The sequence below is a fragment of the Streptomyces sp. NRRL F-5123 genome (assembly GCF_000721495.1).
In the GTDB taxonomy this organism is placed as follows: Bacteria; Actinomycetota; Actinomycetes; order Streptomycetales; family Streptomycetaceae; genus Actinacidiphila.
On sequence record NZ_JOHY01000028.1, the window covers coordinates 1 to 14,115 of the forward strand.

Consider the following 14,115-nt stretch of genomic DNA (forward strand, 5'->3'; position numbering starts at 1 on the left):
CCACCGAGATCTACACGTAAGGAGTCGTCGGCAGCGTCAGATGTGTATAAGAGACAGCCCGCGACGTCCGCCACCCCCGCCACCCCCGGCACGCCCACGACCGGCACCGGCCGCCACGCACGCCCGTACAGCCCCACCGACGAGGAGCTGGCCGCGGCCGACCGGGCGAGCCGCACCCGCACCACCGCCGTCGTTCCGGGCCTCACGGACGGGGACGCGGGCACGGGCCGGGGCACCGGCAGCGGCACCGGCGACAACACCCAGGGCAACGGCGGCAATTCGGACACCGCCTCGCACGAGGCCACGGACACCTACAAGGTCGGCTCCGGGGACTCGCTCTCCGGGATCGCTGCCGCGCACGACGTCCCCGGTGGCTGGCTCCACCTCTACGACGTCAACCGCCAAGCGATCGGCGACGATCCAAACCTCATCAAACCCGGACAGATCATCGACCTCGGATGAAGAGAACGGCCCGTCGGGGTGAAATCCCCTGCTATGTATGCCCGGTAACAAAAAGGACGTACGGGATTTCCGTTCCATGCGGTGATGTGACAAGCCTCTCTCCGGGCCTGTGACCGTTCACCCGCGTCCCGCCCCGCTGCGGCCGTCCGACCTGCACATTCGTCCAGTGGTCGTGATCGCGGCCGCACTTGGCGTCCGAAACGCGAGTGTTTGTTCAATCCGGTCCGGTGTGCTTAACGTCTAAGCGCTCGCCACAGCGGGCCCTGTCGGAGCGGAACGCCGAGTCCTGCCGCCGCGCCCGACGGGAGCAACCGACGCGAAAGCGCCGCAGGCAGGAGCGGGGGACCCACGGTCTTTCCGCCGGACCCACGGAAACGGACGGCATCGTGCCGCGCAGCCCGCTGCGCCGCCGCGAAGCAGCCGCCGTCACGGGTCCGGCTCGGGGTGAAGCAGGGCATCCGCCTGACAGCGGTGCCGGCCGGGCAACTCACGTCCGAACCCGACAGCTGACCTCGTAGGCGTCGGTGAGGGACAGATACATGGGTAAGCACCGTCGTGCCTCGAAGATGGTCCGATTCGCCACATTCGCCGGTGTTGCCGGCGTCGCCGTCGCCGCGCCGCTGATCGGCGCCACCTCCTCCTCGGCCGCCTCCGTGGCCACCTGGGACGCCGTCGCGCAGTGCGAGTCCGGCGGCGACTGGCACATCAACACCGGCAACGGCTACTACGGTGGCCTGCAGTTCTCGCAGTCCAGCTGGGAGGCGGCGGGCGGCCTGCAGTACGCGCAGCGCGCCGACCTGGCCACCAAGGACCAGCAGATCGCGGTCGCCGAGAAGCTGCTCGCCCTGCAGGGCCCCGGTGCCTGGGCGTGCGCCTCGGCCGGCGGCCTGACCGCGGGTGGCCCGGCCCCCGACATCAACCCCGGCGGCTCGTCCTCGTCGGCCGGCAGCTCCAGCAGCTCCACGGCGGCGAAGACCACCACGAAGACCACCGCCGCGAAGAGCGCCCCGGCCAAGAAGGCCGCCAAGCCGGCGAAGCACACCGCCACCGACTGGCAGCGGCACGGCGCCAAGGGCTCGTACACCGTCGTCTCCGGCGACACGCTCTCCGAGATCGCCGCGAGCCACCACGTCAAGGGCGGCTGGCACAAGCTCTTCCAGCTCAACAAGGACGTCGTCAAGGACGCCGACCTGATCTACCCGGGCCAGCACCTGCGCCTGGGCTGATCCGGGACGCGGGGCGAGCAGGCCCCGCACGCCCTCACCGGCCGGCCGGACGCGCGGCGCGCCTCGTGGCGCCCGCGCGTCCGGCCGGTTTTCCGTCTCAGGGGCCGGGCCGACGACCGGCCCGGGGACGCGAGCCGGTTAGGCTCGTCCCGGAAAAACGAGAAGACATCTCTGAAGGAGACAACGTGCCGTCCATCGACGTCGTCGTAGCCCGGGAAATCCTCGACTCGCGAGGCAACCCCACCGTCGAGGTCGAGGTCGGCCTCGACGACGGCAGCACCGGCCGGGCCGCAGTGCCGTCCGGCGCCTCCACCGGCGCCTTCGAGGCCCTCGAACTCCGCGACGGCGACAAGAACCGCTACCAGGGCAAGGGCGTCGAGAAGGCCGTCCTCGCCGTGATCGAGCAGATCGGCCCGGAGCTCGTCGGCTACGACGCCACCGAGCAGCGGCTGATCGACCAGGCGATGTTCGACCTGGACGCCACCCCCGACAAGTCCTCGCTCGGCGCCAACGCCATCCTCGGCGTGTCGCTGGCCGTCGCGCACGCCGCCTCCGAGGCCTCCGACCTGCCGCTCTTCCGCTACCTCGGCGGTCCGAACGCGCACGTCCTGCCCGTCCCGATGATGAACATCCTCAACGGCGGCTCGCACGCGGACTCCAACGTCGACATCCAGGAGTTCATGATCGCGCCGATCGGCGCGGAGTCCTTCTCCGAGGCGCTGCGCTGGGGCGCCGAGGTCTACCACACCCTCAAGGGCGTGCTCAAGGCCCGCGGCCTGTCCACGGGTCTGGGCGACGAGGGCGGTTTCGCGCCGAACCTCGGCTCCAACCGCGAGGCGCTCGACCTGATCATCGAGGCCGTCAAGCAGGCCGGCTACACGCCCGGCCAGGACATCGCGCTCGCGCTGGACGTCGCCGCGTCCGAGTTCTACAAGGACGGCTCGTACGCGTTCGAGGGCAAGTCGCGCTCGGCCGCCGAGATGACCGACTACTACGCGGAGCTCGTCGACTCCTACCCGCTGGTCTCCATCGAGGACCCGCTGTTCGAGGACGACTGGGACGGCTGGAAGACCATCACCGACAAGCTCGGCGCCAAGGTGCAGCTGGTGGGCGACGACCTGTTCGTCACCAACCCGGAGCGCCTGCAGAAGGGCATCGACAGCGGCACCGCCAACGCGCTGCTGGTGAAGGTCAACCAGATCGGCTCGCTCACCGAGACGATGGACGCCGTCGAGCTGGCCCAGCGCAGCGGCTACAAGTGCATGATGTCGCACCGCTCCGGCGAGACCGAGGACGTCACCATCGCCGACCTGGCCGTCGCCACCAACTGCGGCCAGATCAAGACCGGCGCCCCGGCCCGCTCCGAGCGCGTCGCCAAGTACAACCAGCTGCTGCGCATCGAGGAGATCCTGGACGACGCCGCGGTCTACGCCGGCCGCAGCGCCTTCCCGCGCTTCAAGGGCTGAACCGCACCGTTACGCGCCGCGTCCCCGTCCGGTGCCCTCCCACCGGCGGGGACGTACACGCGTACGGGTGACGGGACAGTATGTTCCTCCCAGGGGCGGTACCGTCCCGTGCGAGGGACGTGCGAGGCTCGCGGGTCCGAGGGACGTACGAGGGGAGCGACGGCGTGGGGTCGGATCGGTTCTCCACCGCTGTCCGGCTCAAGGCCATCGGGCAGGAGGCGCATGCGCGGGTCTACCGCGCCGCGGCGGCGCGCAGACCCGGCCGGCGCAACAGGCTGACCGGGCGTGCGGCACTGCTCGCGCTGGTGCTGTGCGCCCTGGTGATCGCCCTCGCCTATCCGACCCGGCAGTACATCGCGCAGCGCTCCGACATCGCCGACCAGCGCCGTGAGGCGCAGCAGGCGAAGAAGAAGGTCGAGCAGCTGCGCGAGGAGAAGGCGCGCTGGCAGGACCCGGAGTACGTCCGCACCCAGGCCCGCAAGCAGCTGCACTACGTGATGCCCGGCGAGGACGGCTACTCGGTGGCCGCCCCCACGCCCTCGGCCGGCGGGGCGGGCGGGCACAGCCGCGGCGCGGGCACCCCGGGCGACGCGGACGGGCAGGCGGCGTCAGCCGCCCACCGGCCGTGGTACGCGAACCTCTGGGACGGCGTGGACCACGCCGACGCCGCCGGGGAGCCCGGGCGCTGAGGCCTGCCCGGGAAGGGCCGTGCGGCCCGGCCTCCCGGGAGCCCCGAACCACCGGGCGCACCCGGCCCGCCCGGCGTGTCCGGCCCCCGCGCGGCGCGCACGTCCGCCGGTCCCACGGCCCCCACGGCTCCGAAACGAGAAACGGCACATGAACTCCTCACAGCACCCTCCCGCCACCCCCGCGGACGCCGCTGCCGTCCAGGCGCAGCTCGGCCGCCCGCCGCGCGGCCTGCGCGCGGTCGCGCACCGCTGCCCGTGCGGCAACCCCGACGTGGTCGAGACCCAGCCGCGGCTGGAGGACGGCACGCCCTTCCCGACGCTGTACTACCTGACCTGCCCGCGGGCCGCCTCGGCGATCGGCACGCTGGAGGCGGACGGCGTGATGAAGACCATGACCGCGCGCCTGGCCGAGGATCCGGAGCTGGCCGCGGCCTACCGCGCCGCGCACGAGGACTACATCGCCCGCCGTGACGCGATCGAGGTGCTGGAGGGCTTCCCCAGCGCGGGCGGCATGCCGGACCGCGTCAAGTGCCTGCACGTGCTGGTGGGCCACTCGCTGGCCGCGGGGCCCGGCGTCAACCCGCTCGGCGACGAGGCGCTCGCGATGCTCCCCGAGTGGTGGGCCAAGGGCCCGTGCGTGCCGCTCCCGCAGGAAGGCCACGACGACCGGCAGGAGACGTCCTCATGACCGCCCCCACGACGACCCGGGTCGCCGCCGTCGACTGCGGCACCAACTCGATCCGGCTGCTGGTCGCGGACGTCGACCCGGCCACCGGCACGCTGCGCGACCTGGACCGGCGGATGCGCATCGTCCGCCTCGGCCAGGGCGTCGACCGCACCGGACGGCTCGCCCCCGAGGCGCTGGAGCGCACGTTCGCGGCCTGCCGCGAATACGCCGGCGTCATCCGCGAGCACGGTGTGCCCGCCGAGCGGATCCGTTTCGTGGCCACCTCCGCGTCGCGCGACGCGGAGAACCGCGACGACTTCGTGCGCGGCGTGCGCGAGCTGCTGGGCGTCGGCCCCGAGGTCGTCACCGGCGACCAGGAGGCGGCCCTGTCCTTCACCGGTGCCACCCGCGAACTGACCGGCGGGCACGAGCTGCTGACGCCGTATCTGGTGGTCGACATCGGCGGCGGCTCGACCGAGTTCGTGCTCGGCGGGGACCGCGTGGAGGCGGCCCGTTCGGTCGACGTGGGCTGTGTGCGGATGACGGAGCGTCACGTCGTGCGCGACGGGCGGCCGGTGGACCCGCCGTCCGCGGAGATCGTCGCGGCGATGACCGCCGACATCGACGCGGGCCTGGACGAGGCGACCCGCACGGTGCCGCTGGAGCGCGCCCGTACGCTGGTCGGGCTGGCCGGCTCGGTCACCACGGTCGCGGCGCTCGCGCTCGGCCTCCCGGCGTACGACTCGGCGGCGATCCACCATTCCAGGATCACGCTCGCGCAGGTCAGGGCGGTCACCGAGCGGCTGCTGAGGTCCACCCACGCCGAGCGCGCGGCCCTTGCCGTCATCCACGAGGGCCGGGTCGACGTGATCGCCGCGGGGGCCCTGGTGCTGCTGCGGATCATGGAGCGGACGGGCGCCGCGGAGGTCGTGGTGAGCGAGCACGACATCCTCGACGGCATCGCCTTCAAAGCCGCGGAACAGGACGCCGGAAAACCTTTGTGAAACTCTTCACATGAAGTTCCCGTCCCGCGGCCCGAATTTCCAAGGTGGGGGCGCCCGCAGTCCCCGGAATCGTTGGTGGCGGCGTGTTTCAGCGGTGTGACAACCGCCGGGTCGCGGGGTGAACGCCGCACGATCGGTGCTGATCAGGGCCCGGGACGCGGAAGCGGGGGCCGGGGGACGGGCCGGCGGGCGCGTCGCGCCTGGTCGCGAAACCGCGCAGGGTAGCACAGGGTGTCGAGGCCCTTGTGAAGGGGCTCACGAGGTACCCCCCGCGGGGTGCTGGATACTCGAAGCATGAGCACCACGGAGCGTCCACGGATCCTCGTAGTAGGCGGCGGTTATGTCGGCCTGTACGCGGCGCGCCGCATCCTGAAGAAGATGCGGTACGGCGAGGCGACCGTCACGGTCGTCGACCCGCGCTCGTACATGACGTACCAGCCCTTCCTCCCCGAGACGGCAGCAGGCAGCATCTCCCCGCGTCACGTCGTCGTCCCGCTGCGGCGCGTGCTGCCCGGGGCCGAGGTGCTGACCGGGCGGGTCGTCGACATCGACCAGGACCGCAAGGTCGCCTCGGTCGAGCCGCTCGTCGGCGAGTCCTACGAGCTGCCCTTCGACTACCTGGTGATGGCGCTCGGCGCGGTCTCCCGGACCTTCCCGATCCCGGGCCTGGCCGAGAACGGCATCGGCATGAAGGGTGTCGAGGAGGCGATCGGGCTGCGCAACCACGTGCTGGAGCAGCTCGACAAGGCCGACTCCACCACGGACGAGGAGATCCGCCGCAAGGCGCTCACCTTCGTCTTCGTCGGCGGCGGCTTCGCGGGCGCGGAGACCGTCGGCGAGGTCGAGGACATGGCGCGCGACGCGGCCAAGTACTACCCGAACGTCAAGCGCGAGGACATGCGGTTCATCCTCGTCGACGCCGCGGACAAGATCCTCCCCGAGGTCGGCCCGCAGCTCGGCAAGTGGGGCCTGGAGCACCTCCAGGAGCGCGGTATCGAGATCTACCTCCAGACGTCGATGAAGTCCTGCGTCGACAAGCACGTGGTGCTCGCCAACGGCCTGGAGGTAGACGCCTCCACCGTCGTGTGGACGGCCGGCGTGAAGCCGAACCCGGCGCTGGCGAAGTTCGGCCTGCCGCTCGGCCCGCGCGGCCACGTGGACACCGCCCCGACGCTCCAGGTGCGCGGCACCGACTACATCTGGGCCGCGGGCGACAACGCCCAGATCCCCGACCTCGCCGCCGGCGAGGGCGCCTGGTGCCCGCCGAACGCGCAGCACGCGCTGCGCCAGGCCAAGGTGCTCGGCGACAACGTGGTGTCCGGCATGCGCGGCTTCCCGCAGCAGGACTACAAGCACGCCAACAAGGGTGCGGTCGCGGGCCTCGGGCTCCACAAGGGCGTCGCGATGATCGTCTTCGGCAAGGCCAGGATCAAGGTCAAGGGCCGGCTCGCCTGGTACATGCACCGCGGCTACCACGGCATGGCGGTGCCGACCTGGAACCGCAAGATCCGGGTCTTCGCCGACTGGACCCTGGGGATGTTCCTCAAGCGCGAGGTCGTCTCCCTGGGCGCCATCGAGAACCCCCGCGAGGAGTTCTACGAGGCCGCCCGCCCGGCCCCGGCGCCCGTCGCCGTGCCCGAGCAGCCGAAGGCCGCCGCTCCCGCCGCCGAGAAGGCCGGCGCGGCCTGACACCCCTCGGCGGCTCCGGGAACGGACGCCGCCGGGCGCACAGCAGACGCCGTGAGGGCGCTCGCCATCCGTGGTGCGGGCGCCCTCACGGCGTTTTCGCGCGCCCCCGCCGCGCCGGCCTCCCGGCCATGTCGACGGCCCTCCCGGCGGGCGGCGACCGCCGTCCGGGCTAAGTGCGTGTATCCGCAACGTAGATTTGCGGAGGAACGACGATTTCTGGTCGCCGCAGTCGTACGCTCGGACGCATGGCTGACGCGGCTCCGAGAATCGTCGACATCGCCGAACACGCCCTCTCCCGGCCGTTCCCGCTGCGCGTGCGTGCCTGGGACGGCAGCGAGGCAGGGCCGCCCGGCGCCCCCGTCCTCGTCTTCCGCCGCCGCCGCGCGCTGCGCCGTATCCTGTGGCGGCCCGGTGAACTCGGCCTGGTCCGTGCCTGGGTGGCCGGTGAGCTGACCGTCGACGGCGACCTGCACGAGGCGCTCGACCGCCTCTCCGGCGTGCTCTGGGAGCGCCCGGAACCGGACCCGGGAGCCCCGGCCGGCGCCGGGGTCCGCCGGGTGCTGGAGGCGCTGCGCGACCCGGCCACCTACCGGCTGGCCCGCGAGGTCCTGGCCCTCGCCGGGCCGGGGCTGCCGCCGGCGCCGCCGCCCGAGGAGGTGGGCCCGCGCTCGGGCCCTGCGCACACCAAGCGCCGCGACCGCGCCGCCATCTCGCACCACTACGACGTCGGCAACGACTTCTACGCCCTGGTCCTGGGCCCGAGCATGGTCTACTCGTGCGCGGTCTGGCCGGACGAGGACACCACCCTGGAGCAGGCGCAGTCCGCCAAGCTCGACCTGGTGTGCCGCAAGCTGGGCCTGCGCGAGGGTCAGCGGCTGCTGGACGTCGGCTGCGGCTGGGGCTCGATGGTCATGCACGCCGCCGCGCACTACGGCGTACGGGCCACGGGCGTCACGCTCTCCGTGGAGCAGGCGGAGTTCGCCCGCAAGCGCGTCGCCGACGCCGGACTGGACAACCTGGTCGAGATCCGGGTGCAGGACTACCGGGAGGTCGCCGACGGCCCCTACGACGCGATCTCCTCCATCGGCATGGCGGAGCACGTCGGCAGGGAGCGCTACCTGGAGTACGCGCGCATCCTGCACGGGCTGCTGCGGCCGGGCGGCCGACTGCTGAACCACCAGATCGCCCGCCGCCCGCTGCGCGACGAGGAGGCCTACCACGTCGACGAGTTCATCGACCGCTACGTCTTTCCGGACGGCGAGCTGGCACCGGTCGGTGCCACCGTCTCCCGGCTGGAGGAGGCCGGCTTCGAGGTACGCGACGTGGAGGCGCTGCGTGAGCACTACGGGCGCACGCTGCGGGCCTGGGTGGCGAATCTGGAGGCGAACTGGCGCCAGGCGGTGCACCTGGTCACGCCGGGGCGTGCCAAGGTGTGGCAGCTGTACATGGCCGCGTCCGCGGTGTCCTTCGAACGCAACCGGATCGGCGTCAACCAGGTGCTCGCAGTACGCACCGCGGAGGACGGTGGCTCCGAAATGCCGCGCACCCGCACGAATTGGCTCTCGTAAGGCGGCGCAAGGCGGGCCAAGGGCGATTTCGCGTCACTTGTGCGGGGCAACCATGGCCCCGTAAGTGCTGCGCTGTCCTGGCGATGTGTCGCGCCGAAGCCGATGAAGCACCGTCAGTAGCCTCTAAAATCAGACAACATGACTAGTTAGGCGCCCTGTTGGGATCCGCCGACCCCGATACGCTTTTCTCTGCGCCCCGCCGGCCCGGATGGTGGAACGCAGACACGGCGAGCTTAAACCTCGCTGCCCCATGTGGGCGTGCCGGTTCAAGTCCGGCTCCGGGCACTTCACCCTTCGGGTGGCAGGCCTGCGAGCCGACCGGAATATGTGGTTCCGGCGGGGGTATATGCCACCGTGCCCGGACGCGTATACCGCCTTGTCCGGCCTTTCCGCGCATCACGCGCCGTCACGCACTTATTGCCGAACCCGTCGCATACTGCCGCGCCGTCGCATACGGCCGGGGCGGCGCGCGCTGCTGAACCGCGCTGCTGAACCCGCGCTGAACTGGTCCTGAGCATATGAAGCGGAGCTTCCCCTTACTCCCGCGACACGCGCGACGCGATCACGCGTAACCCGCGCTTGCGAAAGTCCGCTGCGCCAGCAGCGAAAGGGGACATGGTAGATGACCCAGCTCAATCGACGTGCGTTTCTGCGTGCCGTCGGCGCGACAGGCGGCGCCGGCGCGATGCTCGCCACCATGGGAGCGCTCGGCCTCACGCCCACCGCACAGGCCGCGGCCGCCCGCGAGGCGGCCTACCGCGCGCCTCGCACCGGGGACTTCACCCTCACCGGCAGATCCGCGGCCTCGGTGGTCGTGCTCGGCGGCGGCATAGCCGGCCTCACCACCGCCTACGAGCTCGGCAAGGCCGGCTACCGCTGCACGATCCTGGAGGCCCGCGACCGCCCCGGCGGCCGCAACTTCACCGTGCGCGGGGGCGACACCACCACCGACCTCTACGGCCACCGGCAGACCGCCCGCTTCTCCGACGGCCAGTACATGAACGCCGGGCCCGCCCGCATCGCCCAGTGGATGATCACCCTCGACTACTGCCGCGAACTCGGCGTCCCGATCGAGGTCTTCACCAACGTCAACGCCGACAGCTACCTCTACAACGAGTCGGCCGGCATGACCTCGCCCATGCGCTACCGCGCAGCCAAGGCGGACGTCTTCGGCTATGTCACGGAACTGCTCGCCAAGGCCTCCGACCAGGGCGCCCTCGACCAGGCGCTGACCGGTGACGACCGCGAGCGGCTGACGGAATTCCTCAAGGACTACGGAGACCTCGGAAGCAACCTGCAATACACCGGCAGTTCCCGCCGGGGCTACTCCGTCTGGCCCGCCGCCGCCGGCACGCCCGGCGTCGTCGCGAGCGACGTGCCCACCGCCTCCGAGATCTTCGCCACCGGGGTGGGCCGCTACTTCGCCTTCGAATTCGAATTCGACCAGGCCATGCTGATGTTCCAGCCGGTCGGCGGTATGGACCGCATACCGCACGCGCTGGCCGGCGCGATCGGCAACCAGAAGATCCGCACCGGCTGCGCCGTCACGCAGGTGACGGACAAGGGCGACGGCGTCCGCGTGACGTACACCCAGGGCGGGCGGACCCGGTCCGTAGAGGCGGACTACTGCGTCGCCGCCATGCCGCCGAACATCCTCGCCAAGGTGCCGCACAACCTCGGCAGCGGGGTGCAGACGGCCCTGGAGGCCATCACGCCGTCCTCGGCGGGCAAGATCGGCCTGGAGTACCGTTCGCGCTGGTGGGAGACGGACCACCGGATCTACGGCGGCATCACCGAGACCGACCTCGACGTCACCCACATCTGGCACCCGTCCTACGGTTTCCACGGCGAGCGCGGTGTGCTCATCGGCTACTACAACACCGGCGCCAACGCCGACTCCTACGCCCCCCTCACCCCCAAGGAGCGTGAGGCGCGCGCCGTGGCGGCGGGCGTGAAGATCTACGGTGAGAAGTACCGCAGCGAACTGGCCACGTCCTTCTCGCACCACTGGCGGCAGTTCCCCTACCAGGAGGCCGCCTGGCACAGCACTCCCGGCGGTCCCGACCACCCCCGCTACAAGCCGCTGACCGAGCCGGCGGGCCGCGTGCTCTTCGCGGGCGACTGGCTCAGCTACATGGACGCCTGGCAGCACGGGGCGTTCAGCTCGGCCCGCAGCGCCGTCACCGCGATCCACCAGCGCGTCCTGGCCTGACGGGCGACGGCCTGACGGACTGCGGGCCGCCGGGTCCATGGGGCTGACGGGTCCCGCCGCGGCCCCACGGTTGCCGCCTGCGCCTGCCGTCACCGCCCCGCGTCACGGATGCGGGGCGGTGCGCAGCCGGCCCGCGGACGCCACCGTGGCGGCGGCCTCCCGCTCGCTGAGCCCGGTGTGCACGGCCGCGGTCACCAGGGCGGGCGCGAGGGTGTCGCCGATACCGGCGTCGTAGGCACGGCAGGCGGCCCAGAAGAGCCGGCCGTTGCGCTCGCCCTCCTGCGAGTCGAGCACGAAGCGCACCAGGGCCGCGGCCCGCTTCTCGGCGGGATGCCGCGGCCCTGCCGCGTGCCGGGGCTGCTGCTCCGCGGGCGGCGCCTGCGGGGCGGCCAGTCGCAGCAGTGCCCGGGGAGCGGGGGCGAGCACGGCACCGGCCGAGCCGGGGTCGGGCAGGTAGCGGCCCGCCAGGGTGCGCGAGCCCGGGCCGACGACGTACCCGCCCTCCCCGCGTATGTCGATGCCGCGGGCCAGCCGGCCCACCGAGTTGGGGACGGGCCCGGGCGCGGTGAGCCACAGGTGGCGGCCGCCGGAGGGGGTCAGCACGGTGAGTGTCTCGGGCACCGTGAAGCCGTGCTCCACGGCGAGCGCGCGCAGCGCGGCGATGCCGTCCGCGCCGTGCTTGACGTCCAGGTCCACGCCGACGAGGTGGTGCGGGGCACGCCCGCACGCGACGCCGTAGCCGGTCGCCCAGGGCGCCACCGCGAAGAGCGCGCGTATCCGGGCCGGGTCGGTGCTGGCGTCGTGCACCCCGTGGCCCGGCCGGCCGCAGGCGCCGCGGCACAGCGCCGCCGTGCGCGGCTCGTGGCGGTGCGGGGAGCGGACGGCGGGCAGCTTGCTGCGCGAGAGCGGGAAGACGGGCAGGCCGCGGGCAGCGGCGAGCAGGGCGGCGTGCAGGGCGCGGGTGTGGTCGGGGCGTGCCATGGCCTGCTCTCTGGATTTCGAACGCGTGTTCGTCTGCACCCTTCAGTGATACCGCGCCGGGGCCCGGCCGTCCACCGGGTAAACCCACCGGAAGGGCGCGCGGCCCGTGCGGGGGGCGTGTTCGAGTGGTCGATCCGGGGGAAGGCCGGTTTCGGCCGCCGAGCGGCAGGGGGAGGCGTACGGGGCCCGGCGCGGGCCGGGCGGACGGCGATCGACGGCGCCGTGACGCGTACCGGCATCACACGCGGGGGTCCGGCGGCGGGTGCCGCGCCGGTCGCGTTCGGGTCGGTCGTGGTGCGGGCCGGACCTCTCGCCGGTGTGGATCCGTCCGGAGCCGCGGCGGCCGGCCGCGGTCCTGCGCGACCGGCGCCCTGAAGGGTTCTGCTCTCGCGGGGACGGTTGCCGCGCACGCGCGGGGCTGCCGGGAAGTACCGCTTCCCGGCAGCCCGCAGGCGTGTGGGAACGGCAGCGGTGAACGGGGCCGGGTCAGCGCAGGTTGCGGGCGGCCCGTCGCAGGTCGTACTCGTGGACGAGGGCCTTGGCGTGGCCGTAGGAGAGGTCGTGCTCGCCTCGCAGCCAGCTCACCTTCTCGTCGAAGCGGAAGAGTGCGGGTCCTTCGTCGAGGGCGGACAGCCACTCGCTGACCTCGCGGCCGGTGCAGTGCGGGATACGGTCGATCAGATTCCGGTGGGTTTCCTCGGAGAAGTGCGGCTGGGACATCGGCGCCTCCGGTATGTGGTCCGGTCACCCCACCGTGCCCGAGTGGTGGTGCGTTGGCAACCATCGTGCGGGGAACCACCGGGTACGGACATGGGTGCGAGGCCGTCTTCCATACCCCGGTAATGTCGGGTCATGCCCGAGCAGACACGACCGGACGAGCTGAGCGCCGCGGTGGAACGCCTCGCGGGGCGGCTGCGCTCGCTGTCGCAGCGGCGGCTCCAGTCCGGCGCCGCGGCGGCCGGACTGGACCTGGCGCGCTGGCTGGACCGCGAGGCCCAGCTGCTGGAATTCCCCGGGCGCGAGCCGTACGTGATGGCGGACGAGGGCGTCTTCGTGGTCGGTGACCAGCTCTCCCTCGCCGGGCGGGAGTTGCTCGCGGTGGCGGCGCAGCCCGGGCACGAAGCGCTGCTGGCCGCTGCGCGCGAGAAGGTCGTGCAGGCGGCACGGGCGGTCGGCTGACCGCCGGGTGAGGGTGTGCGGGGCCCGGTGCGCAGACGGCGTGCGGGAGTCGGCCTGCGCGCGGCCGGACCCGAGGGGTCAGAGCGAGGCGACGACGCGGTCTGCGAGCACGTAGACGCTCTCCTCGCCGAAGGCGAAGGTCAGCGCGTAGGCCCCGGCTATTGCCGAGCCGCCGCGTAGTACGGGGACGTCGCCGCGGTCCAGCGCCTCCGACAGCCGCAGCGCGGTCTCCCGGTGGCCCGGCGTCATGCACAGCGTGGTGCCGTCCGCGAAGACGTACACGTCCAGCGTGCCCAGCGGGCCGGGGCGGACGTCGGAGAGCGGGATGCGGCCGTCGGCCAGGTCGGCGAGCCGGTCGGCGGTCTGGTCCGGCGAGGCGACGACCGGCGAGGGCGCGAAGTCCGGGCCCGACGGGTGCGGGATCGCGCCGGGCGCGGGAAGGACGGCGTCGGGCGCCTCGCCGGCGCCCGTGCCCTCGGACTCCCGGCCGCCCTCCAGGAAGCCCTCGGCGGCCGCGTCGAGGCCCGCGAAGTCGGCCTGCCGAGGCAGGTAGGGCAGAACCGGCGGCACCTCGTAGTCGCAGCCGGGCAGCGGCCCGTCGGAGGCGCCGCCGTACAGGCCGCGGAAGAGAGGTGCCTCGCCCGCGCTCTCGCGGGCCTCCTGCTCGGCCCAGAAGGCGCGGGCCTCGGCCAGTTCACGCTCGCGCTCGTCGGCGAGGGCGCCCGCGACGGCGGCCCTGATGCCGTCGGCGTCGTCGCGCTGCCCGGGCACGCCGAGCCCGGCCAGGTCCTGGCGCAGGGCAGCCAGTTCGCGCCGCATCCCGCGGGCGGAGACCAGAGCGGCGGAACCCGCCGCCACGGCGAGACCCGCGGCGACCAGCAGGACGGTGAAGTTGGCACTCACTGACGTTCTCCCGACTGACGCGACCCGAGCAATTGCCCACTTGTCCGGTGGACGAAACTTTCCCCTCAC

General features: G+C 72.6%; 13 protein-coding genes, 1 tRNA gene and 1 riboswitch. Of the genes, 11 read left to right on the forward strand and 3 right to left on the reverse strand.

Going from position 1 to position 14,115, the window contains the following annotated elements; genetic code table 11:
- The 10 genes from IH54_RS47950 to IH54_RS0121980 form a co-directional block, all read left to right on the forward strand.
- A partial coding sequence (locus IH54_RS47950; protein ID WP_159011991.1) for a LysM peptidoglycan-binding domain-containing protein occupies positions 1 to 462 on the forward strand: 462 nt, incomplete at its 5' end.
- Positions 463 to 873: 411 nt separating this feature from the next.
- Positions 874 to 998, forward strand: a riboswitch (cyclic di-AMP (ydaO/yuaA leader).
- 3 nt (positions 999 to 1,001) lie between these two features.
- Positions 1,002 to 1,688, forward strand: coding sequence for a transglycosylase family protein (locus IH54_RS0121940; RefSeq protein WP_031519409.1), 687 nt, complete (start codon positions 1,002 to 1,004; stop codon positions 1,686 to 1,688).
- 185 nt (positions 1,689 to 1,873) lie between these two features.
- The gene (eno, locus tag IH54_RS0121945) at positions 1,874 to 3,154 is read left to right on the forward strand and encodes a phosphopyruvate hydratase (RefSeq protein WP_031519411.1); all 1,281 of its coding nucleotides are present in this window, start codon (positions 1,874 to 1,876) and stop codon (positions 3,152 to 3,154) included.
- Positions 3,155 to 3,318: 164 nt separating this feature from the next.
- Positions 3,319 to 3,843 carry an FtsB family cell division protein gene (locus IH54_RS0121950; RefSeq protein ID WP_031519414.1) on the forward strand — a complete coding sequence of 175 codons (525 nt, stop codon included), beginning with the start codon at positions 3,319 to 3,321 and terminating at the stop codon, positions 3,841 to 3,843.
- Positions 3,844 to 3,991: 148 nt separating this feature from the next.
- Entirely contained in the window at positions 3,992 to 4,531 is a 540-nt protein-coding gene (locus IH54_RS0121955; protein WP_031519416.1) for a DUF501 domain-containing protein, read from the forward strand.
- Positions 4,528 to 5,514 (forward strand): Ppx/GppA phosphatase family protein, encoded by a 987-nt coding sequence (locus tag IH54_RS0121960; protein WP_031519418.1) that lies wholly within the window; start codon positions 4,528 to 4,530, stop codon positions 5,512 to 5,514. The genes IH54_RS0121955 and IH54_RS0121960 overlap by 4 nt, the downstream gene beginning before the upstream one ends.
- Positions 5,515 to 5,808: 294 nt before the next feature.
- Entirely contained in the window at positions 5,809 to 7,203 is a 1,395-nt protein-coding gene (locus IH54_RS0121965; protein ID WP_031519420.1) for an NAD(P)/FAD-dependent oxidoreductase, read from the forward strand.
- Between the two features lie 245 nt (positions 7,204 to 7,448).
- Complete coding sequence (locus tag IH54_RS0121970) at positions 7,449 to 8,771, forward strand: SAM-dependent methyltransferase (protein ID WP_031519423.1); 1,323 nt, start codon at positions 7,449 to 7,451, stop codon at positions 8,769 to 8,771.
- A gap of 202 nt (positions 8,772 to 8,973) precedes the next feature.
- A tRNA-Leu gene (locus IH54_RS0121975) sits at positions 8,974 to 9,056 on the forward strand.
- A gap of 400 nt (positions 9,057 to 9,456) precedes the next feature.
- On the forward strand, positions 9,457 to 10,983 hold the full coding sequence (locus IH54_RS0121980; RefSeq protein ID WP_031519425.1) for a flavin monoamine oxidase family protein: 1,527 nt from the start codon (positions 9,457 to 9,459) through the stop codon (positions 10,981 to 10,983).
- 102 nt (positions 10,984 to 11,085) lie between these two features.
- Here the strand turns inward: IH54_RS0121980 and IH54_RS0121985 are convergent, their stop codons facing one another.
- Together IH54_RS0121985 and IH54_RS0121990 are read right to left on the reverse strand one after the other, a co-directional pair.
- Complete coding sequence (locus IH54_RS0121985; RefSeq protein ID WP_031519427.1) at positions 11,086 to 11,964, reverse strand: bifunctional DNA primase/polymerase; 879 nt, start codon at positions 11,962 to 11,964, stop codon at positions 11,086 to 11,088.
- Between the two features lie 486 nt (positions 11,965 to 12,450).
- The gene (locus IH54_RS0121990; protein WP_031519430.1) at positions 12,451 to 12,684 is read right to left on the reverse strand and encodes a DUF4287 domain-containing protein; all 234 of its coding nucleotides are present in this window, start codon (positions 12,682 to 12,684) and stop codon (positions 12,451 to 12,453) included.
- Positions 12,685 to 12,816: 132 nt separating this feature from the next.
- Between IH54_RS0121990 and IH54_RS0121995 the strand changes: the two genes are divergently transcribed.
- Entirely contained in the window at positions 12,817 to 13,143 is a 327-nt protein-coding gene (locus IH54_RS0121995; protein ID WP_052397735.1) for a hypothetical protein, read from the forward strand.
- Between the two features lie 78 nt (positions 13,144 to 13,221).
- Here IH54_RS0121995 and IH54_RS0122000 read toward each other — a convergent pair whose 3' ends face one another.
- The gene (locus IH54_RS0122000; protein WP_031519434.1) at positions 13,222 to 14,022 is read right to left on the reverse strand and encodes a hypothetical protein; all 801 of its coding nucleotides are present in this window, start codon (positions 14,020 to 14,022) and stop codon (positions 13,222 to 13,224) included.
- Positions 14,023 to 14,115 lie beyond the last annotated feature (93 nt).